19 protein-coding genes and 5 tRNA genes are annotated in these 25,128 nt (G+C 42.1%); 9 read left to right on the forward strand and 15 right to left on the reverse strand.

Annotation, left to right across the window (positions count from 1 at the left end; all coding sequences use genetic code 11):
• Positions 1–177: 177 nt before the first annotated feature.
• The 8 genes from guaD to gcl form a co-directional block, all read right to left on the reverse strand.
• The gene (guaD, locus tag PE36_RS12035; RefSeq protein ID WP_006032315.1) at positions 178–1,485 is read right to left on the reverse strand and encodes a guanine deaminase; all 1,308 of its coding nucleotides are present in this window, start codon (positions 1,483–1,485) and stop codon (positions 178–180) included.
• Positions 1,486–1,572: 87 nt separating this feature from the next.
• Positions 1,573–2,409 (reverse strand): xanthine dehydrogenase accessory protein XdhC, encoded by an 837-nt coding sequence (gene xdhC / locus PE36_RS12040; protein WP_006032316.1) that lies wholly within the window; start codon positions 2,407–2,409, stop codon positions 1,573–1,575.
• 36 nt (positions 2,410–2,445) lie between these two features.
• Positions 2,446–4,881, reverse strand: a complete 2,436-nt coding sequence (xdhB, locus tag PE36_RS12045) for a xanthine dehydrogenase molybdopterin binding subunit (RefSeq protein ID WP_006032317.1) — start codon at positions 4,879–4,881, stop codon at positions 2,446–2,448.
• Complete coding sequence (gene xdhA, locus PE36_RS12050; RefSeq protein WP_232286578.1) at positions 4,874–6,319, reverse strand: xanthine dehydrogenase small subunit; 1,446 nt, start codon at positions 6,317–6,319, stop codon at positions 4,874–4,876. The genes xdhB and xdhA overlap by 8 nt, the downstream gene beginning before the upstream one ends.
• Positions 6,320–6,630: 311 nt before the next feature.
• Positions 6,631–7,914 carry a glycerate kinase gene (locus tag PE36_RS12055; protein ID WP_006032319.1) on the reverse strand — a complete coding sequence of 428 codons (1,284 nt, stop codon included), beginning with the start codon at positions 7,912–7,914 and terminating at the stop codon, positions 6,631–6,633.
• Between the two features lie 103 nt (positions 7,915–8,017).
• On the reverse strand, positions 8,018–8,905 hold the full coding sequence (locus PE36_RS12060; protein WP_006032320.1) for a 2-hydroxy-3-oxopropionate reductase: 888 nt from the start codon (positions 8,903–8,905) through the stop codon (positions 8,018–8,020).
• 25 nt (positions 8,906–8,930) lie between these two features.
• The gene (hyi, locus tag PE36_RS12065; protein WP_006032321.1) at positions 8,931–9,713 is read right to left on the reverse strand and encodes a hydroxypyruvate isomerase; all 783 of its coding nucleotides are present in this window, start codon (positions 9,711–9,713) and stop codon (positions 8,931–8,933) included.
• Between the two features lie 44 nt (positions 9,714–9,757).
• Positions 9,758–11,533 (reverse strand): glyoxylate carboligase, encoded by a 1,776-nt coding sequence (gene gcl, locus PE36_RS12070; RefSeq protein WP_006032322.1) that lies wholly within the window; start codon positions 11,531–11,533, stop codon positions 9,758–9,760.
• Positions 11,534–11,976: 443 nt separating this feature from the next.
• Here gcl and PE36_RS12075 point away from each other — a divergent pair, with 443 nt between their 5' ends.
• Positions 11,977–12,402, forward strand: a complete 426-nt coding sequence (locus tag PE36_RS12075) for a heme-binding protein (protein WP_006032323.1) — start codon at positions 11,977–11,979, stop codon at positions 12,400–12,402.
• 109 nt (positions 12,403–12,511) lie between these two features.
• Here the strand turns inward: PE36_RS12075 and PE36_RS12080 are convergent, their stop codons facing one another.
• From PE36_RS12080 to PE36_RS12090, 3 genes are all read right to left on the reverse strand, one after another.
• Positions 12,512–13,879, reverse strand: coding sequence for an NCS2 family permease (locus PE36_RS12080; protein ID WP_006032324.1), 1,368 nt, complete (start codon positions 13,877–13,879; stop codon positions 12,512–12,514).
• A 549-nt stretch (positions 13,880–14,428) separates the two neighbouring features.
• Complete coding sequence (locus tag PE36_RS12085; protein ID WP_006032325.1) at positions 14,429–15,154, reverse strand: GntR family transcriptional regulator; 726 nt, start codon at positions 15,152–15,154, stop codon at positions 14,429–14,431.
• A 158-nt stretch (positions 15,155–15,312) separates the two neighbouring features.
• Complete coding sequence (locus PE36_RS12090) at positions 15,313–15,831, reverse strand: VC2046/SO_2500 family protein (protein WP_369751264.1); 519 nt, start codon at positions 15,829–15,831, stop codon at positions 15,313–15,315.
• A gap of 158 nt (positions 15,832–15,989) precedes the next feature.
• On the opposite strand from PE36_RS12090, the gene PE36_RS12095 reads away from it, so the two are divergent.
• The 8 genes from PE36_RS12095 to PE36_RS12130 all read left to right on the forward strand — a co-directional run bounded on the left by PE36_RS12095 (position 15,990) and on the right by PE36_RS12130 (position 21,533).
• Positions 15,990–16,074: transfer RNA gene (locus PE36_RS12095), tRNA-Tyr, on the forward strand.
• 108 nt (positions 16,075–16,182) lie between these two features.
• A tRNA-Tyr gene (locus PE36_RS12100) sits at positions 16,183–16,267 on the forward strand.
• Positions 16,268–16,405: 138 nt separating this feature from the next.
• A tRNA-Tyr gene (locus PE36_RS12105) sits at positions 16,406–16,490 on the forward strand.
• 137 nt (positions 16,491–16,627) lie between these two features.
• Positions 16,628–16,712: transfer RNA gene (locus tag PE36_RS12110), tRNA-Tyr, on the forward strand.
• A gap of 108 nt (positions 16,713–16,820) precedes the next feature.
• Positions 16,821–16,905, forward strand: a tRNA-Tyr gene (locus PE36_RS12115).
• 179 nt (positions 16,906–17,084) lie between these two features.
• On the forward strand, positions 17,085–18,734 hold the full coding sequence (locus PE36_RS12120; protein ID WP_006032328.1) for a response regulator: 1,650 nt from the start codon (positions 17,085–17,087) through the stop codon (positions 18,732–18,734).
• A gap of 107 nt (positions 18,735–18,841) precedes the next feature.
• Positions 18,842–19,666 (forward strand): exodeoxyribonuclease III, encoded by an 825-nt coding sequence (xthA, locus tag PE36_RS12125; protein WP_006032329.1) that lies wholly within the window; start codon positions 18,842–18,844, stop codon positions 19,664–19,666.
• Positions 19,667–19,835: 169 nt separating this feature from the next.
• Positions 19,836–21,533, forward strand: coding sequence for a lytic transglycosylase F (locus PE36_RS12130; protein ID WP_232286579.1), 1,698 nt, complete (start codon positions 19,836–19,838; stop codon positions 21,531–21,533).
• Between the two features lie 178 nt (positions 21,534–21,711).
• On the opposite strand, the gene PE36_RS12135 is transcribed toward PE36_RS12130, so the two are convergent.
• The 4 genes from PE36_RS12135 to PE36_RS12150 form a co-directional block, all read right to left on the reverse strand.
• Complete coding sequence (locus PE36_RS12135) at positions 21,712–22,422, reverse strand: ABC transporter permease (protein WP_006032331.1); 711 nt, start codon at positions 22,420–22,422, stop codon at positions 21,712–21,714.
• A gap of 1 nt (position 22,423) precedes the next feature.
• On the reverse strand, positions 22,424–23,188 hold the full coding sequence (locus tag PE36_RS12140) for an ABC transporter permease (protein ID WP_006032332.1): 765 nt from the start codon (positions 23,186–23,188) through the stop codon (positions 22,424–22,426).
• A gap of 114 nt (positions 23,189–23,302) precedes the next feature.
• Positions 23,303–24,064: a transporter substrate-binding domain-containing protein gene (locus PE36_RS12145; protein ID WP_006032333.1), complete on the reverse strand. Its 762-nt coding sequence runs from the start codon at positions 24,062–24,064 to the stop codon at positions 23,303–23,305.
• A gap of 139 nt (positions 24,065–24,203) precedes the next feature.
• On the reverse strand, positions 24,204–24,974 hold the full coding sequence (locus PE36_RS12150) for an ABC transporter ATP-binding protein (protein ID WP_006032334.1): 771 nt from the start codon (positions 24,972–24,974) through the stop codon (positions 24,204–24,206).
• Positions 24,975–25,128 lie beyond the last annotated feature (154 nt).

Here is a 25,128-nt window from a genome sequence, read left to right on the forward strand (position 1 = left end):
CAAATAGATAGATAAATAGTTGAATAGGTGAATAGGTAAATAAATAGAGGGAAGGTTAAGATAGGAAATGAACAAAGCAATAGGATACAACAGCAAACAGACATGTTTACTGCTGTATCATTAGGTTAAACAGTCCTATTCCGCACAGATAGTTACAGAACAGTTACAGACTGAATATTACAGACTGCTATAACGGTTTTCACCAAACACATACGTTTCGCATACAACACGATCATCACCCATGAGCATTAATGCAAACAAGGTTTCTTCTAACGACGTTGAGTTTTCCATACGGAACTTAAGTAACGGTGTAGCCGCCAAATCTAATACCACGAAATCAGCTTCTTTACCTACGGCCAAGTTACCAATTTTGTCTTCTAAGCGTAATGCTTTCGCGCCGCCTAATGTCGCTAAAAATAATGATTTGAACGGGCTTAACGCCTTGCCCTGCAGCTGCAATACTTTATACGCTTCATTCATTGTTGATAATAATGAGAAACACGTACCCGCACCAACATCTGTGCCCATACCCACATTAATACCAAACTTTTCTAGACGTGGCAGATCTAATAAACCTGAACCTAAGAACAAGTTTGACGTAGGGCAGAAAGCAACAGCGGAACCGGTATCAGCCAAACGCTGGCATTCGCTATCGCACAGGTGAATACTGTGAGCAAATACCGAACGTTCGCTTAATAAACCATGATGATCGTATACATCGAGGTAGTTAGCACGTTCTGGGAATAACTCTTTAACCCACTCAATCTCTTTTAAGTTTTCTGATAAATGCGTGTGCATATACAGATCAGGATATTCACTTAACAAACGCGCCGCAACATCAAGCTGCTCAGGGGTGCTTGTCGGGGCAAAACGAGGCGTAACCGCATAGTGTAAACGGCCTTTATGATGCCAGCGTTCGATTAGCTCTTTACTGTCTTCATAACAACTTTCAAGGGTATCTGTTAAGAAATCAGGCGCATTACGATCCATCATCACTTTACCGCAGATGATACGCATATTACGTAATTGCGCTTGAGTGAAGAAGCTATCAACCGATTGCTTATGCACAGTACCAAATACTAACGCGGTCGTGGTGCCGTTACTCATCAACTCTTGCAAGAAGATCTCAGCCACTTTAGTTGCGTGCTCAGGATCATCAAACTTACTTTCCGCCGGGAAAGTATAGTTATTTAACCAATCGAGTAATTGCTCACCATACGACGCGATCATACCCGTCTGTGGGTAATGCACATGGGTATCAATAAAGCCCGATGTGATGATCTTATTTTCAAATACTTTAACATCGATATCGCTGCTTTCATTAGCAAGAATGTCTTGGGCATTACCTAGCGCTTGAACAATACCATTTTCAATAATCATGGCACCGTCAGCAAAATATTCGTACGAATTTTCCATACCGACTTTATCGGGATCACCAATGCTGTGTAATATTGCTGATCGGTATGCGGTTCGAATTGTACTCATTTAAAACTTCCTTCATTATGCTGCTGCATCGTATCTCGCGCTATCCTAATACTCTGGTGATAGCGTGTCTACAAAACACTGCCTATATTAGGCTAACTTAGCGATATCACTATTTACTTGTACGAGATTAGGTTTTTGTTTGTTTTCTAAGGCTCGGCCTTGGTAGGTTGCAATTAATTCACCGGCAACCGAAATCGCGATCTCAGCGGGATGCTTTCCCACCACTGCACTAAGGCCAATCGGGCAGATCATCTGATTAATCTGAGTATCGGTAAAATCACGCGCCCGTAATCGATATTGAAAACGTTTTTTCTTGGTTTGCGAGCCAATCATGCCAAAATACTTCGCATCACCACGTTTTAAAATTGCTCTGGCTAAATCAAAATCAAGTTGATGATTATGCGTCATCACCAGATAGTAGCTGTCTTTGGGCATATCCAGCACATCCCCAGCCGGATCATCACTGACTAATTTAGTGACATTGTCAGGTAACTGCGTCGGGAACTGTTCTTCACGCTCATCAATCCAAGTAACGCGAAATGGCAAGGTCGCAACAACATGCAATAACGCTTTCGCCACATGTCCGGCACCAAACACCACCAAATGATGTAGTGACTGACCAATAGGTTCAAACATCAAAGTCGCACTGCCACCGCAGCATTGGCCTAAGCGAGCGCCTAAATCAAAGCGCTCCACGACCAATGACTCTTTGCCTTCAGTTAACATTTCACGCGCCATTTTAGTGGCCAGGTGCTCTAAATGCCCCCCGCCAATGGTGGCATATAGTTGATCATGTGTGACCAGCATTTTGGTACCTGAGTCACGGGGTGTTGAGCCGTGATGTTCAAGTACCGTGACCATAATACACACTTCACCACGTTGTTTTAACGCCGCAAGCGGGTCAATCCAATTGTCTTCAAACATCACACTACTCCTCACAAATAGCCTCGCAAAACCACGCTACGATACTGTTACACTTTCGACATCAGCTTCACTAACCGCAACCGTTTTTACCTGATTACTTAGGCACTTTTTGGTACGCAGATAATCTTCTGCATCCTGCACTGCCCATAACACGCGCTCTGGCGTTGCTGGTGTATCTAAATGCGGCATGTACTGATGTTCCGCAACACTGGCCGTTGCATCACGTAATGCGCTCCACACCGACATGCTTAGCATGAATGGCGGTTCACCCACGGCTTTTGAGTTGAAAACGGTTTGTTCTGGGTTACTACGGTTTTCAACTAACTGCGTTCGAAAATCAATTGGCGTATCGGCAATGGCAGGGATCTTGTACCCCATAGGGCCATTAGTTGCTAATTTACCTTTGTCATTCCAGACTAACTCTTCGGTGGTTAACCAACCCATACCTTGAATAAAGCCGCCTTCAATTTGGCCTATATCAATGTCTGGATTAAGTGACGCGCCGACATCATGCAAAATATCCACACGCAGGATTTTGTACTCACCCGTTAAGGTATCAATGAGCACTTCAGAACAAGAGGCGCCATACGCATAGTAATAGAATGGACGCCCTTTTGCCGTCGCGTGATCATAATAGATCTTAGGTGTTTTATAGAAGCCAGTGCTCGACAACGAGATCTGGTTAAAGTAAGCGAGTTGGATCAGATCTGCAAACGTCATGATCTTCTCACGAATGGTGACGGTATTATTACTAAAAATAACTTCTTCGTCAGTCACCCCAAAGTGCGCTACACAAAAATCAATCAAACGCTGCTTAATAGTACGCGCTGCATTTTGTGCCGCTTTACCATTTAAGTCAGTACCTGACGATGCCGCCGTCGGTGACGTATTCGGTACTTTACTGGTATTCGCCGAGGTTATTTGAATATGCTCGATATCTACTTGGAATTCTTGCGCGACAATCTGCGCCACCTTGGTATTAAGCCCTTGGCCCATTTCGGTACCACCGTGGCTTAACTGCATACTGCCGTCGGTATAAACGTGCAGTAATGCCCCCGCTTGGTTTAAGAAGGTCGCGGTAAACGAAATACCAAATTTAACCGGTGTTAACGAGATACCTTTTTTCAAAATAGGACTGGTTTTATTGTATTCATCAATCGCTTTACGGCGCTGTGCATACTCACTTGTCGCCTCAAGGTCGGCAACTAAGTCATGAATAAAGTTATCTTCTACTTTTTGATAATAGTGCGTCACATTGCGATCGTCGATACCGTAAAAATTCACTTTACGTACATCTAATGGATCTTTACCTAACTTACCGGCAATTTCATCCATAATATGTTCAATCGTAATCATGCCTTGAGGGCCACCAAAACCACGGAATGCGGTGTTTGATGCGGTATTGGTTTTGCAACGATGACCTATTATTGTCGCGTCACCTAAATAGTAAGCATTATCCGAATGGAACATGGCGCGGTCAGTGATCGAGCTTGATAGATCCGGTGAATAACCACAGTTACTCGCCACAATAATTTCAATACCGTTTATTTGGCCATCATCATTAAAACCAACTTTGTATTGATTGAAGAACGGATGACGTTTACCTGTCATCATCATGTCTTCAACCCGTGGTAAGCGGATCTTAGTTGGTCGCCCTGTTAGCTTAGCAAACACCGCACATAAACACGCAGGCCCTGCCGCTTGGGTTTCTTTACCACCAAAACCACCGCCCATACGACGCATATCAATAACCACTTTGTGCATAGGTACGCCAATCACTTCGGCGACCAGTTTTTGCACTTCGGTTGGATTCTGCGTTGATGCATACACGATCATGCCGCCATCTTCCGTTGGCATAACAGACGCGGCTTGCGTTTCTAAATAAAAATGCTCTTGGCCACCAATATGAATACTGCCTTCTAAAATATGCTTCGCCGCTGACAATGCCGCCGCCGAGTTACCGCGTTTCTGTTGATGCGATTCAGTCACAAAGCTTTTCTTCGCTAAGGCTTCTTCTACACATAAAATTGCCGGTAATTCTTCATATTCAATGATTGCGGCTTGTGCTGCTTGACGGGCAATCTCCATTGAGCTTGCCGCGACCGCAATCACCGCCTGACCAAGAAATTCAACTTTGCCATCCGCTAATAATGGGTCGCCAGGTAAGATAGCACCGATATCTAACTCGCCCGGTACATCTTTGGCTTCAATGGCTAATTCCACCCCGTCAAATTCATAACAAGGCGTTAAATCTATCTTGATAATATTGGCATGCGCCACATCGCTCATGCGTACATAAACATGCAACTGGTTTGGATATTCAAGGCGGTCATCCACATACACAGCTTCACCCGTTACCTGAATACCGGCGCTATCATGTTTTACATTTTTACCCACACCAGTTGTGATTGAGCGATTCGCTTGTTCTAACAATTGCTGCTGTGATAATTGTACTTTATTGTGATTAGACATAAGAAGTTACCCGCGTTTCAATTGTTGTATTTTGCTGCTCTAAATAAAATTTCTTCAGCAGATTTTTAGCTGTTAATGAACGGTATTCTTTACTGGCACGGAAATCAGACATCGGTGAAAAGTCTTTCGACAATGCCTCCATCGCCGCATAAACACTGGCGTATTCCCACGTTGCACCCAGCAATATTTTCTCAGCATGTTGCGCGCGCATCGGCGTCGCAGCCATACCACCAAATGCTAAACGAACATCGGTGATAACATTGTTTTTCAAGGTAATATTAAACGCGCCTAACACAGCTGAAATGTCATCATCTAGACGTTTTGATAATTTATACGCACTGAATATTTGGTCTGATGTTGGCAAAGGAATGATAATTTTAGTAATAAATTCAGCCGCTTTTTGCGCTGTGATCTTATAACCAATAAAGTAATCTTCTAAATCCATGATGCGCACATCATCACCACAACGTAATTCAACTTTGGCGTCGAGTGCAATTAATGCCGGCGGTGTATCACCAATTGGCGATGCGTTAGCTATGTTGCCACCAATCGTGCCTTGGTTACGCACTTGTAGCGACGCAAAGCGATGTAATAACTCACCAAAATCAGGAAAATATTTCGCTAACGAGCTGTAGCTATCCGTTAAACTTCTGGCCGCGCCAATTTCAATACTGGTGTCTGTGACTTTAATGTCTTTCATCTCAGCAATATTACCGACCGAGATAAGTGTGTTGATAGGACGGTGGAACTGCGTTACTTCCAAAGCGAGATCTGTGCCACCTGCAACAATACGGGCATCAGGGTGTTTCACTAACAACGTCGCTAAGTCTGCCACATTATCCGGCGAGTAAGATGATTGACCGTTACCCATTAATTCTTGTGTGCCGCTGCGCTCAATAGTATTGAGCTTCGCAACCGTTTCTGTTTCCAAACGTTCAAACGCATCAACAATATGCGGTTGTTCTGCCAACGACATAGCTGAATCAATAATTGAACGATAACCAGTACAACGACATAGGTTGCCCGCTAATGCTTCAAAAATGGCCTGTTTATCCGCAGATGGCGTATTCTTGCTTAATGCAAACATCGACATTACAAATCCAGGAGTACAATAACCACATTGTGTACCGTTATAATCAACAAGTGCCTGTTGCACCTGGTGTAAGGTACCATCTTTGGATTTTAAATCTTCGACCGTAATAAGTTGTTTACCGTGTAAAGCGGATATAAACGTAATGCACGCATTTACCGATGTATAACGAATACGACCATCGACAACATCACCGAGCACAACAGTGCAAGCACCGCAGTCTCCTGATGCACAACCTTCTTTTGTACCTTTCTTCGCTTCTTCTTGGCGTAAGTAATTAAGTACTGTGGTGTTGGGTGAAAGGTCTGATACCTCACACATCTTTTGGTTAAGTAGAAACTTAATCAAGTCGAACCTCCTGCGTTGTTCCATAACATTGACTTTGACTCAAACATTGATTCAAACGTCTTTCCAAAAAAACCTGACCCTCGAGTCAAGTAATTGTTACACACAAGTAACAAATATGACACAGCTAATGTCACATTTTAACATTACGCCCACAAATAAGGCTTTAATGCTATTGTGGTGTTATTCGCTATTTATATAGTTAATTTTAGATTAGTATCTAGCTATAGCGCCAGAATTACGGTGGTAATATTAAGTCGGTTAACAATGCGGTGTCCTCAATTAACCGACGTTGCCGCACTCATATTCGCTTATTAGCTGCTGTAGTTGCTTTCAGGTAACACCAATATGGCTCTAAAATCATTGACGTTAGTTAAGGTAGGACCGGTGACCAGCAAACTATGAAGCGGGTTAAAAAAGTTGTAACTGTCATTATTATCTAAGTAATCTTGCGCCTTCAAAGCCAATTTTTGGCTTAACTTAAAGTGTTTCGGCAATATAAACGCCCCAGCATTATCCTCAATACCATCAATACCATCCGTATCTGCCGCTAATGCATAGATCTGACTATGACCTTGCAACTCTTGAAATAAGCTCAGTAAAAATTCACTGTTACGCCCGCCTCTGCCATTGCCCTTCACGGTCACTGTGGTTTCACCACCAGATATGATCACACAAGGCGGGCTAAAAGGCTGTGATTTATCGGCTATTTGCTTGGCTAATGCCGCATGCACTTTTGCCACTTCCCGCGACTCGCCTTCAATGCAATCACTTAATATATGACAAGGAATACCGATATTAACCGCTTCCCGAGCCACAGCTTCCAGCGCGGACTGCGGCGTCGCGATAATATGAAACTCACTATTCGTCAGGCAGCTGTCTCCGGCTTTCACCGTCTCTGACTCTTCACTGTGTAACCAGCTTAATACGTTATTCGGCACCGCTATGTCATAACGTTCTAAAATAGCACAAGCGTCATGACGGGTAGTTGGATCTGCAACCGTCGGTCCGGAAGCGATGACAGTATCCAGATCGCCCGGTACATCCGAGATAGCTAAGGTAATTAATTTCGCAGGCGCCGTAGCTTTGGCTAAGCGACCACCTTTGATAGCCGACAAATGTTTGCGCACACAATTGATCTCGTCAATTGCCGCACCAGATTTAAGCAATGCTTTATTTATGGTTTGTTTATCATCTAAGCTAATTCCAGCAGCCGGTAAGCTTAATAACGCCGAACCGCCACCTGATAATAAACAAATGACGACATCATCAGCGGTTAAACCCGTCACCAGATTAAAGATACGCGTTGCTACCTCACGCCCAGCACTATCAGGGACGGGATGGGCAGCTTCTATTACTTCGATTCGTTGACAAGTCGCGGTATGACCATAGCGGGTCACGACTAAACCCGTTAATTCCCCCTGCCATACTTTTTCTAATTCTTGGGCCATAGATGCAGCGGCTTTACCAGCACCAATCACTATCGCTTTGCCAGTTTTATTTGCGGGTAGGTATTGGGCTAATTTACCCGCTGGAAGTGCCGCGTCAACCGCGTGTTCGAAAAGTGAGGTAAGAAACTGCTCGGGATCAATATACATAAAAACTCCTTGCCGGTGTGGCTCTAAAGAGATTGTAATATTGTCTGCTCACGATCATTAATAGAACCCCCATTCTAGATATGACTGTGAACAGAACAATAATCTACTGGCGGATCTCGTGGTTTGACTGAGATTCAATAGCACGGATCATCGCCGAATGGTCCCAGTTCTCACCGCCCATCTCTGAACACTGCTCAAATAGTTCCAACGCTTTTGCTGTATTAGGTAAACTAACACCTAACGCCGCAGCGCCAGATAATGCCAAGTTTAAATCTTTCTTATGCAGCGCAATTTTAAAACCAGGCTCAAAAGTGCCCTTGATCATGCGATCGCCATGCACTTCCAGAATTTTAGAATTAGCAAATCCACCCATTAATGCTTCACGAACTCGCGCAGGATCTGCACCGGCTTTCGAGGCAAATACCAAGGCTTCAGATACGGCTTCAATATTAAGCGCGACAATAATTTGATTCGATACTTTACAAATTTGTCCCGCGCCATTGTCACCGACTAAAGTAATGTTCTTACCCATGCTGGTTAATAATGGTTGCGCACGTGAAAATGCTGACTCACTACCACCCACCATGATGGTTAGCGCAGCATTGATTGCACCGACTTCACCGCCAGATACTGGCGCATCTAGGTATTCAGCACCGGTAAGTTTTACTTTTTCGGCAAACTTTTGGGTTTCAATCGGGCAAATAGAGCTCATATCGATGACCATTTTATCTGCTGTTAAGGCACTAACTACCCCATCATCGGCAAATAAGACTGCAGCAACTTGTGGTGTATTCGGCACCATTAAAATGATCACCTCAGCCGCTTCAGTCGCCGCTTTCACCGTTGGATAAGCAATACCACCGTTAGCCATTAGCTCAATAGGGGCTGGTGAGTGGGCTTCCGAAAATACTAATTGATGACCCGCTTTTTGTAGATTAGCCGCCATCGGTTTACCCATGATGCCAGTGCCTATAAATGCAATTGTTGTCATTATTCTGTCCTTAGAGTAGGTTAGATTAAATTAGGTTAAAATCATGTAACCAATGCAGTCCTGCCGCAGTCGTCGTCGCTGGTTTGTATTCACAGCCGACCCAACCTTGGTAACCAATATCATCCAGGTGCTTAAACAAAAATTGATAATTGAGTTCACCAGTACCGGGTTCATGGCGGCCGGGGTTATCGGCTAATTGTACGTGCTGGATCTGCACTAAATTATTGCTTAATGTGGTCGCTATATCCCCTTCCATCACCTGCATATGATAGATATCATATTGCACGCGGATATTCGTACTTTCGGTTGCTTTAATTACCGCTAACGCTTGCGCCGTTGTGGTTAAAAAGAAGCCAGGGATATCACGGGTATTAATCGCTTCAATCACTAAACTGATCCCGGCTTTCGCCAATTCTGCCGCCGCAAATTGTAGGTTGGCAACAAAAGTCTCGTGAGCTTGTTGCGCGCTCACCGTGACCGGAGTAATACCCGCCAAACAGTTCAATTGGGTACAATTCAAGGTGCGCGCATACTCAATCGCTAAATACACCCCAGCTTGAAACTCACCGACTCGGTTCGGATCCGTTGCAATGCCACGATCCCCGGCATCCCAGTCACCCGCAGGTAAGTTAAACAATACCTGTTCGAGGTTATACTGCTCTAACCGCTGCTTGATTTCGGCTGCATCAAACGCATAAGGAAACAAATATTCTACGCCATGAAATCCCGCATCACTGGCTTCTGCAAAGCGATCCAGAAATTCATTTTCGGTAAATAACATGGATAAATTAGCCGCTAATTTAGGCATCAAAAACTCCTTTTTATAAATGAATGCTTAGTGAGTCGTTTTCACTATTGATTAAACGTGATTGCAGTTGGCGCGTCATCCTGACCTTCCGCTAATGCTTCAAATTCATTAACGCCGTCAATTTCTACACCCATAGCAATATTGGTTACACGCTCAAGAATGATTTCAACGACGACTGGGACTTTATGTTTCGCCATTAACGCTTGTGCCTGACGTAACGCTCCGGCAATCTCTTCTGGTTGGCGAACACGGATCGCTTTACAACCTAAACCTTCAACAACGGCAACGTGATCAACACCATAACCTTCTAACTCTGGTGCATTTTGATTATCAAACGCCAGCTGTACACAGTAATCAATATCAAATTGACGTTGTGCTTGGCGGATCAAACCAAGGTAAGAATTGTTCACCACAACGTGGATATAAGGCAGGTTAAACTGTGCACCCACCGCTAATTCTTCGATCATAAATTGGAAATCATAATCGCCAGAAATTGCCACAATTGGCCGTTTAGGATCGGCAACACGAACACCTAATGCAGCTGAAATAGTCCAACCTAATGGCCCAGCTTGACCGCAGTTGATCCAATGACGCGGTTTATACACGTGCAAGAATTGCGTAGCGGCAATCTGTGACAGGCCAATAGTACTGACATAACAAGTGTCTTGACCGAATACTTTATTCATCTCTTCATACACGCGCATCGGTTTTACTGGCACGTCATTAAAGTGAGTTTTACGTAATAACGTTGCTTTGCGCTCTTGGCATTCCGCGATCCACGCCGAACGGTCCGGTAACTGACCCGCGTCACGCATTTCAGTCGCGACTTCTACCAATAGCTCCAGTGCTGCTTTGGCATCCGATACGATGCCAAGATCAGGACAGAAGATACGGCCAATCTGGGTAGGTTCAATATCGATATGCACAAATTTTCGGTCTTTGGTGTAAACATCCACAGAACCGGTATGACGATTCGCCCAACGGTTACCAATACCAAACACAAAGTCCGACGCTAACATGCTGGCATTACCATAGCGGTGCGACGTTTGCAGACCAACCATACCCGCCATTAACTCATGATCATCAGGTACTGAACCCCAGCCCATCAGCGTTGGGATCACCGGAATACCGGTAATTTCAGCAAAGGTTTGCAACAATGTCGCTGCGCCAGCATTAATAACACCGCCACCACTGACCAATAACGGTTTTTCTGCCGCGTTTAACATGGTTAATGCTTTGGTGATTTGTGCGCGACTTGCTTTCGGCTTGTAAGGTTCAAGCGGTTCATAGCTGTCGATATCAAATTCAATTTCAGCCAGTTGCACATCAATCGGTAAATCAAGCAACACAGGTCCAGGGCGGCCTGAACGCATTAAGTGAAATGCCTTTTGGAACGCACGTGGTACTTGCGCTGGTTCTAATACTGTCGTTGCCCATTTGGTTACTGGACCGGCAATGCTCGCAATATCCACGGCCTGAAAATCTTCTTTGTGTAACCGTGCTCGTGGCGCTTGACCAGTAATACATAAGATTGGGATAGAGTCTGCCGATGCTGAATATAATCCCGTGATCATATCGGTACCAGCCGGCCCAGACGTACCAATACAAACACCGATATTACCGGTATGAGTACGGGTATAACCTTCTGCCATATGTGAGGCGCCTTCCACATGACGTGCTAACACATGGTCAATACCGCCTACTTTTTTCATTGCGGCATACATAGGATTAATCGCGGCACCCGGTACACCGAACACGACATCAACCCCTTCCAGTTTCATTACTTCTATTGCTGCTTCTATTGCTTTCATCTTAGTCATTTCAAATCTCCATATACGATTGCATACAATCTAGCGAGTAATTGTATTCTAGACCTCAACAATGTTAACAATCAAGTCTCCATTTACAAAAACACAACAGAGTGTCAACATTAAAAACCACAAACAAGACACCGTGTTTCGAATAAACAATTAATATCAACAAGATAGAGTTAAACGGATGTTTTAAATACGTTAAAATAAAAAATCATTAAGTTTATAAATAGTTAAATTTGTTTACATTCATGTGATTTTATCGCTATATGTAAGTCAATAATTAAAATAAATGTACACAATCACTAAAACAATCTATATTTTCACACTGATTCTTGATTCAATAAATATCGACTGGATCATGCAATACAGGCTGTAGTGCGAAGGTTTAGGATTGAAGATGTCTATCTTGATTGATTAGCAAATAACACAGCATTAATTTGGAGAAATACATGAATTTAACACTACAAGAAGCCTTAACTATCACCCAAGGTGCATTCAATGCAGCGGTAAAAGAAAATAGTAAACCGTTAACGGTGGCGGTTTTAGATAGCGGCGGTAAATTGATTTCATTACAGCGTCAAGACGGCGCGAGCATGATGCGCCCAGAGATCGCATCAGCAAAAGCTTGGGGGGCACTCGCAATGGGCTGCTCGTCACGTAAATTAGCCACAGATGCAGAACAACGTCCCGCGTTCATGACCGCCGTTACCGCGCTAGCAGACGGTAATGTATTACCTGTCGCAGGTGGTATTTTAATTAGAAACAGCGAGCAAGAATTACTCGGTGCAATCGGCATCAGTGGCGATTTATCTGAACTTGATGAGCTGTGTGCCATACGCGGGGTTCAGTCGGCAAATTTGCTCACAGATGAATGATAACAACGCCAAATACTGCCCTCGTGAATAGGTCTGGTTGAATGGCTATCACAAACACAAAAGGATAAGCCTGATATCAGGACTTATCCTTTTTTATACCTAATACCAATTACATTAGCGCAAATTTGGCCACAAAGATTGCCGTTAACACCCAAATGCTCGATGATACTTCTTCCGATTTACCTGAGCCTACCTTTAAGAACGTATACGCAATAAAGCCTAACGCAATACCGTTCGCAATCGAGAAGGTAAACGCCATCATCATCGCAGTAATACAAGCAGGTACATAATCAGTAAACTCATCCCAATTGATTTTACTTAAGCCACTCATCATTAAGAAGGCAACAAAGATCAGCGCACCAGAGGTTGCATAACTCGGAATGATCAAGGCTATATCAGCAAAGAAAGTCGCTAATAAAAATAACACACCAACTGTGACCGCAGTTAGACCTGTACGTCCACCTGCCGCTACACCCGCTGCACTTTCAACATAAGATGTTACTGGCGGACAACCTACACAAGCACCAAGCACACTTGATACTGAATCGGCTTTAAGGGATTTCTTTAAGTTTTTGATATTACCTTTGTCATCGATAAGGTTAGCTTTATCAGCCACCCCCATTAATGTACCTGCAGTATCAAACATGTTCACAAACAAGAACGAGATGATCACACTGATCATACCAACATTAAACAGGCCTTCAGCATTATAAAATAAATGCTCAAAATCCATGCTCATGAATAATGGACCAAGACTCGGCGGTGTCGATATAATCGAACTTGGCGCCGTCACTAAACCTAATGGTATACCGACTAATGTCGTTACTAACATACCAATTAAAACCGCGCCAAATAAATTACGACGAAATAAAGTACCGATAATCAAAAAGGTAATACCAGCCAGTAGTACACTCGGATCTTTAAAGTTACCAACCGTCATTAGCGTCGGTTCAAAAGCAACGATAATGCCCGCATTTTTAAGACCGATAACACCTAAAAACAGACCGACACCCGCCGTCATCGCATAGCGTAAGCTAACGGGTATACTGTCTAATATCCATTCTCTGATCTTATAAAAACTCATCAGCGCGAATAACACCCCTGATACAAATACGGCAGCCATCGCGACTTGCCAGGTATGACCCATATCAAATACTACGGTATAAGTGAAAAAAGCGTTCAAGCCCATACCTGGTGCTAAACCAACAGGCCAGTTGGCATAAAGACCCATTAACATACAGCCGATTGCAGCACCGACACAGGTAGCCACGAATAAAGCATCCTTGTCCATACCGGTTTTAGCCATTAATTCCGGGTTAATAAAAATGATATACGCCATGGTGACAAAGGTGGTTAAACCAGCCATCATTTCAGTTTTCACCGTGGTGCCATGCTCTGATAGTTTAAATAATTTTTCTAGTAACCCACCTTTAGATGGTGTACTTAGTGTTTCTACAGGTTGTGCATTACTCATCATATTTCCTTGTTATGTTTCGGCATTACCGATTATCCATTTATGATTTAATACTTTTGCTATATTTCCTTACTGACAACTCATTCAAATTAGTTTCGTTCATTAACTAAAAAGCGACTATTCATGCAGTTCGTCAATTTTCAATATTAATGGTCCACATAATAAAACCAACATCAGTACAATCATTAATACAATTTAGTTAAATAATGTTTCATAAATTTACAGGAATGTAACAAAAAGTTAACCTGTCAATGTGATAACTTTGATCTGGGTACAGAAGTGGGTCGATAAAGGGGTCGGTTATTATGATGCAGTGAGCACTAACAGAGGATTTAAAATACAAAGATAAATTATGTACCCAGTTAAAACAATGACTTATGCTGAACGCTGGTCGTAAGCAATAAAATCAACTACAGATGAGGTGGAGAGGTCGGAGTTGTTTAAAGGGAATATAATTCTATGGGTACTTAAAAGATAAAAACGACACGAAAAATAAAACAAAAAAGCCAGACTGATTAGCCTGGCTTAGAGTCGCAGAGTAAAGAACCGCGATTATTTTTTATTTAATACATTCGAGAAGACCACATGCAGGTCGCTTGATACCGTCTCGCCATCAAGGTTAAGTTTTGATTCAATGTGTTCTAAATGTTCCTGCATTAATTGACAGGCTGTTACCACATCTTTTGCTTCAATCGCATCTAATAAACGGCTGTGCTCGTCTAAAACACAAGGTGTGCTATTACCGACTTCATATTGAGCAATAATCAATGAGGTTAATGATACTAAGCTGCGTTGAAAATTAAGTAACGGGACATTGGCTGACATCTCAGCTAACTGTAAATGGAACTCACCAGACAAACGGATCGCTTTGCCCAGATCACCTTGGTTAGTCGCTGCATTTTCAAGTACGATCAGTTTACGTAATGAACTAATTTGTTTCGCCGTCGCATTCATCACCGCTAATTCAGTAATTGCCGCTTCTAATGCTTGTCTGGCAATAAATACTTGCTTTGCTTCTTCAACCGACGGGGCCGCAACAATCGCACCACGATTAGGTCGGATAACGACAACTTGCTCGTGAGATAAACGTAATAATGAACGGCGTATAATAGTACGACTGACACCAAAAATGTCACCTAACGCTTCTTCATTTAATTTTGTTCCTGGCGGGAGACGACGTTCAAGAATAGCATCAAAGATATGCGCATAGACGATATCGTCTTGAGCCATTGAGCCTGACTTGCCTTCTGTTTCCACAGAACTACTGAGCTCAGACATTATATTCACCATTATAAGTTAGTGTTGTGAGGGCCATTAATTAAGTATAACCCGCGCCACAACAACTCTGATAGATTGTATAACATCATGATATGTTAACACCGTGTAACAATCCAGTCCTATCTTGTGTACTATCTAAAAAATATTTTAAACAATTTTTAACGATACTCGGTAATTTTTAGCGGTTTATCTGCATTATAACTATTTAACACATCTAATAAGCTTGCCGTACTTGGTTGATTTTCAAGTGGGTCTGGATCTTGAGAGGAGGTAAGGGATTGTGCGAACTCATTCGCTGTGGGTTTAATTAACGAATCGAGGGCTAATTTTTGCTGTAATAAATGAGAACTATTTTGTACAACAGATTCGGGCACATAGTTAATATCACCAACAGCCACACCAATTTCCGGAGAAAAACAGATCTCCAAGCGCATTGCCGCCATATTGTTTTTAGCGGCATATTCATTCAGTCGTAACATACGGGCAGCATCATACGCTGACGTATCAACGGCAGGTTGCTTAATTTCGATTTGTTTCTGATCAGAAATGTCAGATGACAACATACTTAATAGCAAAGCAAATTTAGCTCTATCACCATTTAAAGCACATTTATTTAATTGTTGGCCAAGTTGTAGCTCATCAATTAAGGCATGTTGTCGTATCGATTGAACGTAAATAAGGTACCTCTTAACAAGATTGCGCGCAGAATAACCAGATTTTGCCGCGAAATAATCAACTAGTAAGTTATCGGCCTGATTTTCAAAATATTTAGCTGTTTATTCGAAGTTTTTATTCACATATATACATTTTCTGATACTATCCGTTCCGTACTTGTGGAGGGGTTCCCGAGTGGCCAAAGGGATCAGACTGTAAATCTGACGGCTCAGCCTTCGAAGGTTCGAATCCTTCTCCCTCCACCACAATATTTACGTTATGTTGATTGCATAAACTCATTTTAAAATGTTATAAATGGTCGACATGATAACAACATCTACCAATGCGAGTAGATGAAAAAAAGCATTATTTGTGGAGAGGTTCCCGAGTGGCCAAAGGGATCAGACTGTAAATCTGACGGCTCAGCCTTCGAAGGTTCGAATCCTTCTCTCTCCACCATCATTTAGCTTTGCTGATTATGTATATATAAGAATTACATTGTGGCCAATGTACTATGCCTTAAATAGGTCTTAACGTAATCGATAGAGTGAATACAACATCTGCCAATGCGAGTAGATGAAAAAAAGCATTATTTGTGGAGAGGTTCCCGAGTGGCCAAAGGGATCAGACTGTAAATCTGACGGCTCAGCCTTCGAAGGTTCGAATCCTTCTCTCTCCACCATCATTTAGCTTTGCTGATTATGTATATGTAAGAATTACATTGTGGCCAATGTACTATGCCTTAAATAGGTCTTAACGTAATCGACAGAGTGAAGACAACATCTACCAATGCGAGTAGATGAAAAAAGTATTATTTGTGGAGAGGTTCCCGAGTGGCCAAAGGGATCAGACTGTAAATCTGACGGCTCAGCCTTCGAAGGTTCGAATCCTTCTCTCTCCACCATCATTCTACTTTGTTGACTTACATTTTCAGCCATAAAATAGGCCAATGTAATCGCAGTCATCAGGGTAAAATACCATCTAGCAATAGATGACAAAATAGAGAAAATGTGGAGGGGTTCCCGAGTGGCCAAAGGGATCAGACTGTAAATCTGACGGCTCAGCCTTCGAAGGTTCGAATCCTTCTCCCTCCACCACTCTCTCTATACACTTCCAGTACTTTCTGCTTACACCTGCGCACAAAAAACACTCAACTATAGGTTCTAATTAACAAAACAGTGTTCCTCTCAAGACACTATTATGCATACCTGCTATTGTGGTTAATGCTAATCATTAGCGTCTAAATTTATCTATTACCCTTGAGCATCCAATAAACATGAATAAGAATTTTGACTATCGAAATAAACGCGTGCTCATTGTTGATGACCAACGTGCTTTTCAGATCATGCTCAAAACCATGTTGATTAATTTTGGCGCTAAGGATGTAATTAATGTAGGCAGTGCCGAAGATGCGTTAAAACAATGTCGTCATAATACCTTTGACTTATTACTCGTGGACTATAACCTTGGCTCAGGCATTAATGGTCGACAGTTATTTGAAGCACTCAAAGTCCATAATCTACTGCCTATCCACACCGTATTTTTCTTAGTCACCGGTGATAACTCTAAAGCCATTGTATTAAGTGCAATTCAAATGACACCTGATGATTATTTGATGAAGCCATTCTCACAAAACGAGTTGAATTTACGTATCCAAAGAGCCTTCAATAAGAAAGAAGCCTTGCTACCTATCTATCAAGCGATTAAAGATAATGATTTCCCTCAAGCAATGGAAGAGTGTGACAACGCAATTATCTACTCTGCTCGCTATCGTAATTTCTGTCGTTTGTTTAAAGCTGAGCTGTTAATTGAAAAACAAAAGTACGCAGAAGCACGTATTATCTTAGAAGAATTTATAGAAGACCACCCGCATACCCATGCGCAATTGCTGTTAGGCCGGGTGTACTGCTTAGAGAAAAAATACCAACTAGCAATTCCGTTACTATCCGATATAATAAAATTTAACCCTATGATATTAGATGGTTACGATTGGTTAGCACAATGTTTCAAAGATGGTGGCGACAGCGAAAAAGCGCTGGGTATCGTGCAACGCGCAATCAAACATTCACACTTATCATTAAACCGTCAAAGGCTCCTAGCCGAGTTAGCGCTTGATACCAATATGAACGCAATAGCGAAAGAAGCCTTTTTCGCGATTTTAATGCAGACCAAAAATACGATTCATCAAGATCCTCAGCATTTAATTAATTATGTACAAGCCATCATTCTCGTGGCTAAAAACGAAGAAGATAAATTTAAGCAAGGTCGGTTACTACAAGAGATCAGTGGGTTGTTTCAGCGAGGTTCTCAGCAACACCCTTATGTGGAAGAAGACGCATTGTTAGCGCTTGAAGGTTACAGTTTAGCATCGATTCATAATGTAAAAGGTAATCAGGTTAAAGCCAAACATACCTTGCTAAAAAGTAATGAAGCTTATCTGACTGAGCCCGAAGGCACACCAGAATGGTTAGGGCCGCAACTGGTTAATTTGCTCGTCGAATTAGAAGAGTTTGAGTTTGCAGAAAAGTTAAAACCTTTCATCCAACATTCTAGCGCCCACAGTGAAAAATTACTTGCCAGCATCCGTGGTGAAGAAGACAGTAAAGAAGTTCAATTTCAGCACCACAACAAGCTGGGTATTGAAGCATTTACTGACGGCAATCTTGAAGTCGCACTGCAACACTTTGAAACCGCACTGTCTATCGCGCCACTCAATACCGGTGCAGCACTGAATAAGGTACAAGTGTGCATAGCGCTACTCGTCAAAGTCGAACGCCCGTGGCCAGAAGTCACCAAGAAGATCTCCGATACTTTTATCGAGCTAAAAAACTTCCCGTTATCAGATCAACAATCTGAACGTAAAGCTGAACTTAGAAAAGAGTTCAATATTCAGCGTATGCATGAGAAGAAAAGAGCGAATCTCTAACCTATTTTATAAAGATTCCCCAATATTATGAACACATAAACGTATACCGTGCTAACGCTAAGTTGAGCTGTATTAGAATCAATGATCCAACAAGGACTATTTCAGTAATGAAAATTATCTCATTTAATATTAACGGCCTTCGAGCTCGATTACATCAATTACAAGCGATCATCGACAAACATTCGCCTGACGTAATTGGCCTACAAGAAATCAAAGTACACAACGAGATGTTCCCAATAGCCGCCGTTGAGGACATGGGTTATCACGTATTCTTCCACGGTCAGAAAGCCCATTACGGTGTTGCTATGATGGTGAAAAAGAGCACGATTGCAGACGTAGAAGCAATTAAAGTGCAATATGGTTTCCCAACCGATGACGAAGAAGCGCAAAAACGTATGATCATGGTGACGTTTGAGCAAACATCTGGCAAACCAATCACAGTGCTAAACGGTTATTTCCCACAAGGCGAAAACATCAGCCACGAAACCAAATACCCGTACAAGCGCAAGTTCTATCAAGATCTAAACATCTACCTTAACGACAATCACACTGCAGAAGATGACCTGATCGTGATGGGTGATATCAATATTTCACCAGCAGATAAAGATATCGGTATCGGTGAACCCAATGCCAAGCGTTGGTTAAAAACCGGTAAATGTAGCTTTCAACCAGAAGAACGCGAATGGTTAGCCAAACTACAAGGTTTTGGTCTACACGATACATTCCGTACTATCAAACCTGAAGTAAGCGATCGCTATAGCTGGTTTGATTACCGCTCAAAAGGTTTCCCAGACAACCGTGGACTGCGTATTGATGTGATCTTAGCGACAGCTACGTTGAACGCTAAAGTGGTGGAAAGCGATGTCGATTACGAACTACGTGCCATCGAAAAACCATCGGATCACGCGCCAATCTGGACAACGTTTGGTTAACAATCCTTATAATTTTAGTTAACTAAACGTACAAACTTTTAGATCGCTAAACTTATAAACAGTACAATAGCTTAGGTTAATATGCCTGAGCTATTTCATATCTCAAAAACGCATTTCAGAAATATGTGTCTAACATTAATGTTACCTAAACACTCATATATCAGATGCGATGATGGCCATACAATGGAGCAAGATATGCACTACAGCAACAAACAGCTTACTTCTCTGTGTTATTGTCAGCATATCTCCAAGTCATGGACAGTATTCCGCGAACAACGATTCAGTGATCACCGCTGCGATTAGATCCTCTCGGATCTCGCTGCTAACACAGAGCGCAGACGATACAATCAGTAATGCCCTCGTGCCACATGTTACTACGCCAAAAGCGATGGTTTTAAATCCAAAGGGAATTGTTTTAAAATCTACCGATAACAACGCGACGTCAACAACCCCTCGTGTTCAGCCTTCAATTACACACCGCTCGGTCGCCCAGCAGCAGCTTAGTATTCATAGCCAACCGAGCTTTGAAGATCTTCCCCAGCTATTAAAAAAACGCACTATCAAAGTACTGGTCGTTAATCATCCCGCGTATTATTTTATTTACCAAAGTCGTCCGCGTGGTCTTGCTTATGACATGATGCGGGAATACGAAAAACACCTTAATCAGAAGCACTTCAAAGACACCAAGTTAAAACTTAACATCCTGTTTATTCCGGTGCCGAGTAGTCAGATAATCAGCTTACTCGCCCAGGGTTATGGTGATATAGCCATTGGTCCTTTAATGACGCCACAACGCCAACAGAACCAAGTTACCCATACCGAGCCCATCTATACCGACCATCAATTATTACTCGTCAGCCATAAATCGACAAAAGAATACCAGGATATAAAACAGCTCTCAGGCAAGGAAATATGGATACGCCGCAATAGTATTTACCACCAGCAGTTACAACACATCAACAAGCAGTTATTCCATCTCAACGAACCACCCATTTACATCAATATTGTCAGCGACGAACTTGAAGACTTCGAAATTTTAGATATGGTCGACAACAAGCAATTATTCATGACGATGACCTCTAACCACAGCTTACGCTTGTGGAAAAGGTTATATAAAAATATAAAAATTCACCCCAAATTGGCGGTTGGCAGTCGTATTCCCAGTACTTGGGCGGTACGAAACCACACGCCACACTTAACCCGCAGCTTAAATCAGTTTATTGCCAAACATAAAAAAGGCACCAAGATCGGCAACATCCTGCACCGCCGCTATCTGGTGAGACACCCGTGGTTAAAAAAAGTTATTCACCAACAGTTTGAAAACCGTTATTTAGAAACCGAACAGATCATTAAAAAGTACGCCAAGCAGTACAAGTTCGACTGGCAGCTTATTCTTGCGCAAGCCTATCAAGAGTCTCGGCTCAACCAAAAAGCCATTAGCCATCGCGGCGCTGTCGGGGTGATGCAAGTATTGCCCTCAACCGCCAACGAACCTTATATCAATATTAAAAACATCAACCAGGTGGATGAGAATATCCATGCGGGCGTGAAGTATTTACACTTTATGCAGCAGCGTTATTTTAGTCACGACAAGATCACTAAACTCGACTCACTATTACTCAGTTTTGCCGCTTATAACGCCGGTCCAGCTAAGTTAATTCGCTTAAGAAAACGGGCGTTGAAGGAAGGCTTAAACCCGAACATTTGGTTTAACCATGTCGAGAAGATTGCCGCTAAAGTCATCGGCAGAGAAACAGTGGATTATGTGAACAATATTTATAAGTTTTATATCACCTACTTGCTCGCGTCACGTTACAAGATCAACGACGCACAATTAGTACAGCAGCGGGTGGCGAAAACACACTAGGTTCAGAGTTGAAATATACTACTGAAGGGATGCTGTTGAAGGCTTTTGGATAAAAGTATGTCGACACGAAATACAAGGCCGTTGTGATCACCCACAACGGCCTACTATTTATTTTAAAGATTAAGTATTACGATCTACTCGTCATTACAGTCTACTCTTCATGACGGTCTAAAAGTCATTAAGCAAGGTGTTTAAACGCGCGCTTTTCTAACCTTTTGAATACTGCAAAGATAGCAAAACATAAACACAGATAGATAGCACCCGCAAAAATAAATGCTTCAAACGGGGCATAAAAACGTGAATACACATTATAACCCGCACCCGTTATGTCAACCAAGGTCACCACACTGGCGATTGACGTTGCATGCAGCATAAATATCACTTCATTACTATAAGCAGGCAACGCACGACGGAAGGCCGACGGTAAAATAATACGACGCAGGACCTGAAAATCGCTCATGCCATAGGCTTGTGCCGCTTCAATTTCACCTTTATCGGTTGTCAGCAATGAGCCACGAATGATCTCGGTACTGTATGCGGCAGTATTTAATACAAACGCTAACAAACACGGGTAGAATGCATCTTCGAGTAAAAACCATATTGCGCTGTCTTGAATACCATCAATCATGGTCACACCATAATAAATCAGATACAGCTGGATCAATAACGGCGTACCACGGAACACATAAGTAAATAGCCAAATACCACGTGATAACCACACATACTGACTCGCACGCATGATCGCTAACGGCACCGCCAGAAAGAAACCAATGACAACAGATAAAAACGCCAGTTGTACCGTCAATACCGTACCATCCCAATACTCATTTAAGGTACTTGGGGTAAACATTTCATTTTGCTCAAGCAAAGTAACCAGTTGATCTAACATATTAATGACCTTCTACACCTTTGCTAAAGTGACGTTCTAAATATTTCAGTACAATTTCACTCACCGTGGTAATCGCTAAATACACAAACGCAACGGGAATGAAAAACAGAAACGGTTCAAAGGTTGTCATCGCCGCTTCTTTCGCCAACTTAACCATATCAGATAAGCCGATAATCGATACCAGGGCGGTGGTTTTAACCAACACTAACCAGTTGTTACCAATACCCGGCAGGGCAAAACGCATCATCTGTGGAAACATCACACGATGGAATACCTGCCAGTCAGACATACCATAAGCGGTTGCGGCTTCTAATTGGCCTTTATCTACAGACAATAAAGCACCACGGAATGTCTCGCCCATATAGGCACCAAAAATGAAACCAATCGTCAGCACACCGGCACTAAATTCATCGATATTAAAATACATACCATCTTCATAAAACGCAGATAATGTTAACCAGCCGTGTTCGATATAAAACGCATTGATGGCATAGGTTTCATGTAATTCGTATAACCATTCCGAAAAATTATTTAGTCCGACTTGCAAGCCAAAATAAATCAGCATCATTAACACCAGATCCGGCACACCACGGACTAAACTGGTATAAGACACAGCTAACACAGAAGAAATTTTACCACCTGAATAACGGGCAACGGCGGTAATCAGTCCAAGCAACACAGCAATGACTAATGAAAAGATGGCGAGTTTAACGGTCAATATAGCGCCATTAAAAATACCTGGCCCATAACCTTGGAGATCTAACATAATATTCCCAGAAAAGCAGTGGACGCTTGGCGGTCACTAATAGCCTTAACTAATAGTTTTCACTAAACGTCCATTGTTATTATCGTCATGCACGCTTGCGCAACGATAAAGAGACTACATTTTAATACTGTAGCTGAAGTATTTAGCTTGGATAGTCTCGTATGTACCATCTGTTTTGATTTCTGCTAATACTTTATTGAATGTAGCGGCAAGTGATTTATCACGTTTACGCATTGCTACACCCATGCCTTCACCCAGTTGGAATGTATCGCCAACGGCTGCATAAGCGCCTTTTTTCTCAGGGATAAGTAACGTAGTATCCCCTACTGGGAAATCCAGTAATACCATGTCTAAACGACCGCCTTCAAGATCAAGCAATAAGTCACCACTGGTGTTATAACGCTTAATTTTGTTATTGCTAGCATAATTCTCAGTGACATGTGTATCTTGTACTGTACCGCGCTGTACACCAATACGTAATTTTTTGAATGCGGCTTTATCTGCTACATCAAGTTTAAAGTCTGCAGCTGCAAACCAAGCGCTTGGTGTATTGTAATAAGGTTCAGAGAAAAGTACCTTCTTCTTACGCGCGTCAGTAATCGACATAGAAGAGAAAATAGCATCGTATTTACGTGATAATAAACCAGGAATAATACCGTCCCAAGATTGTACAACCCAAGTACAGTTCCAATTAGCGCGTTTACAAACTTCATTACCTAAGTCGATTTCAAAACCGGTCAGCTCGCCATCTGGCGTTTTATATTCAAATGGCTTGTAAGGTGAATCAACACCTAAACGAACATCCGTCCATTCTTTTGCTACTACAGCTGAAGAAAGCAATAAGCTTGTTGCAATGACGCAGGCTAATTTTTTCATAAGTATTTCCCTATTATTATAATGAGATCAATCAATGATCATGTGTTTGTAGTCGTTTTATTATAGTTATATTTTTCTAATATTTTGGTGTTAGCGTTTAATTTTTTGGTGCTAACGCTTAGTATTTTGGAGCCAGCTCTTAATATTTTGGGGCTAAGAACTGTTTAACACGTTCTGATCTCGGGTTATCAAATAATTCTTTCGGATCGCCCTGCTCTTCAATTTTACCTTGGTGTAAAAAGATAACCTTAGTGGATACATCACGTGCAAATGCCATTTCATGGGTAACGACTAGCATAGTTCTGCCTTCTTCAGCCAGGCTTCGCATTACCCGTAATACTTCACCAACTAATTCAGGATCCAATGCGGAAGTTGGTTCATCAAATAACAACACTTCCGGTTCAACCGCCAGTGCACGGGCAATCGCCACTCGTTGTTTTTGACCACCAGAGAGCTGACTTGGGTAAAAGTCTTTTTTTTCCCATAAATCAACTTTCTTCAAATATTGTTCTGCACTTGCCAAGGCGTCGCTGCGCGAGAGACCCAAAACCTGAATTGGTGCTTCGATCACATTTTCAATGACCGTCATGTGCGACCATAAATTAAAGCCTTGAAATACCATGGCTAAACGTGAACGAATACGTTGAACTTGTTTTTTATTCGCGATAGTTCTATTACCGTCGCGTCCATCAATCATTTCGATTAATTCACCATTCACCGAAATATCACCTGCGGTTGGCATTTCTAATAAATTAATACAACGTAAAAAAGTACTTTTACCAGAGCCTGATGATCCGATAATCGAGATCACATCACCTTTGTTTGCAGTCAAATCGATTCCTTTCAGGACTTCATTGTCACCAAACGACTTATGCAAATTCTTGATGTCTAATGTGGGACTGCTACTCATTCTATTCATCCTAAATACGATTTATAACAATATAAAACATGTGCAAAACTTAAATTCAAACTAACATTAAAGACTGCAACATAAAAACAACATTTAACATAGCAAATTAGTCATTCAGATAACATGAACACAGGCTAATTTAGACTTTAACACT

This window comes from Moritella sp. PE36 (assembly GCF_000170855.1).
In the GTDB taxonomy this organism is placed as follows: Bacteria; Pseudomonadota; Gammaproteobacteria; order Enterobacterales; family Moritellaceae; genus Moritella.

Coding starts and splice junctions, on each gene's coding strand:
- PE36_RS12080 (WP_006032324.1), bottom strand. CDS start 13,879: ATGATGAGTAATGCACAACCTGTAGAAACACTAAGTACACCATCTAAA.
- PE36_RS12130 (WP_232286579.1), top strand. CDS start 19,836: ATGATGGCCATACAATGGAGCAAGATATGCACTACAGCAACAAACAGC.
- xdhC (WP_006032316.1), bottom strand. CDS start 2,409: ATGTTTGAAGACAATTGGATTGACCCGCTTGCGGCGTTAAAACAACGT.
- PE36_RS12140 (WP_006032332.1), bottom strand. CDS start 23,188: ATGTTAGATCTCCAAGGTTATGGGCCAGGTATTTTTAATGGCGCTATA.
- xdhB (WP_006032317.1), bottom strand. CDS start 4,881: ATGTCTAATCACAATAAAGTACAATTATCACAGCAGCAATTGTTAGAA.
- PE36_RS12075 (WP_006032323.1), top strand. CDS start 11,977: ATGAATTTAACACTACAAGAAGCCTTAACTATCACCCAAGGTGCATTC.
- PE36_RS12060 (WP_006032320.1), bottom strand. CDS start 8,905: ATGACAACAATTGCATTTATAGGCACTGGCATCATGGGTAAACCGATG.
- PE36_RS12120 (WP_006032328.1), top strand. CDS start 17,085: ATGAATAAGAATTTTGACTATCGAAATAAACGCGTGCTCATTGTTGAT.
- PE36_RS12150 (WP_006032334.1), bottom strand. CDS start 24,974: ATGAGTAGCAGTCCCACATTAGACATCAAGAATTTGCATAAGTCGTTT.
- PE36_RS12135 (WP_006032331.1), bottom strand. CDS start 22,422: ATGTTAGATCAACTGGTTACTTTGCTTGAGCAAAATGAAATGTTTACC.
- PE36_RS12145 (WP_006032333.1), bottom strand. CDS start 24,064: ATGAAAAAATTAGCCTGCGTCATTGCAACAAGCTTATTGCTTTCTTCA.
- gcl (WP_006032322.1), bottom strand. CDS start 11,533: ATGACTAAGATGAAAGCAATAGAAGCAGCAATAGAAGTAATGAAACTG.
- hyi (WP_006032321.1), bottom strand. CDS start 9,713: ATGCCTAAATTAGCGGCTAATTTATCCATGTTATTTACCGAAAATGAA.
- xthA (WP_006032329.1), top strand. CDS start 18,842: ATGAAAATTATCTCATTTAATATTAACGGCCTTCGAGCTCGATTACAT.
- PE36_RS12085 (WP_006032325.1), bottom strand. CDS start 15,154: ATGTCTGAGCTCAGTAGTTCTGTGGAAACAGAAGGCAAGTCAGGCTCA.
- PE36_RS12055 (WP_006032319.1), bottom strand. CDS start 7,914: ATGTATATTGATCCCGAGCAGTTTCTTACCTCACTTTTCGAACACGCG.
- guaD (WP_006032315.1), bottom strand. CDS start 1,485: ATGAGTACAATTCGAACCGCATACCGATCAGCAATATTACACAGCATT.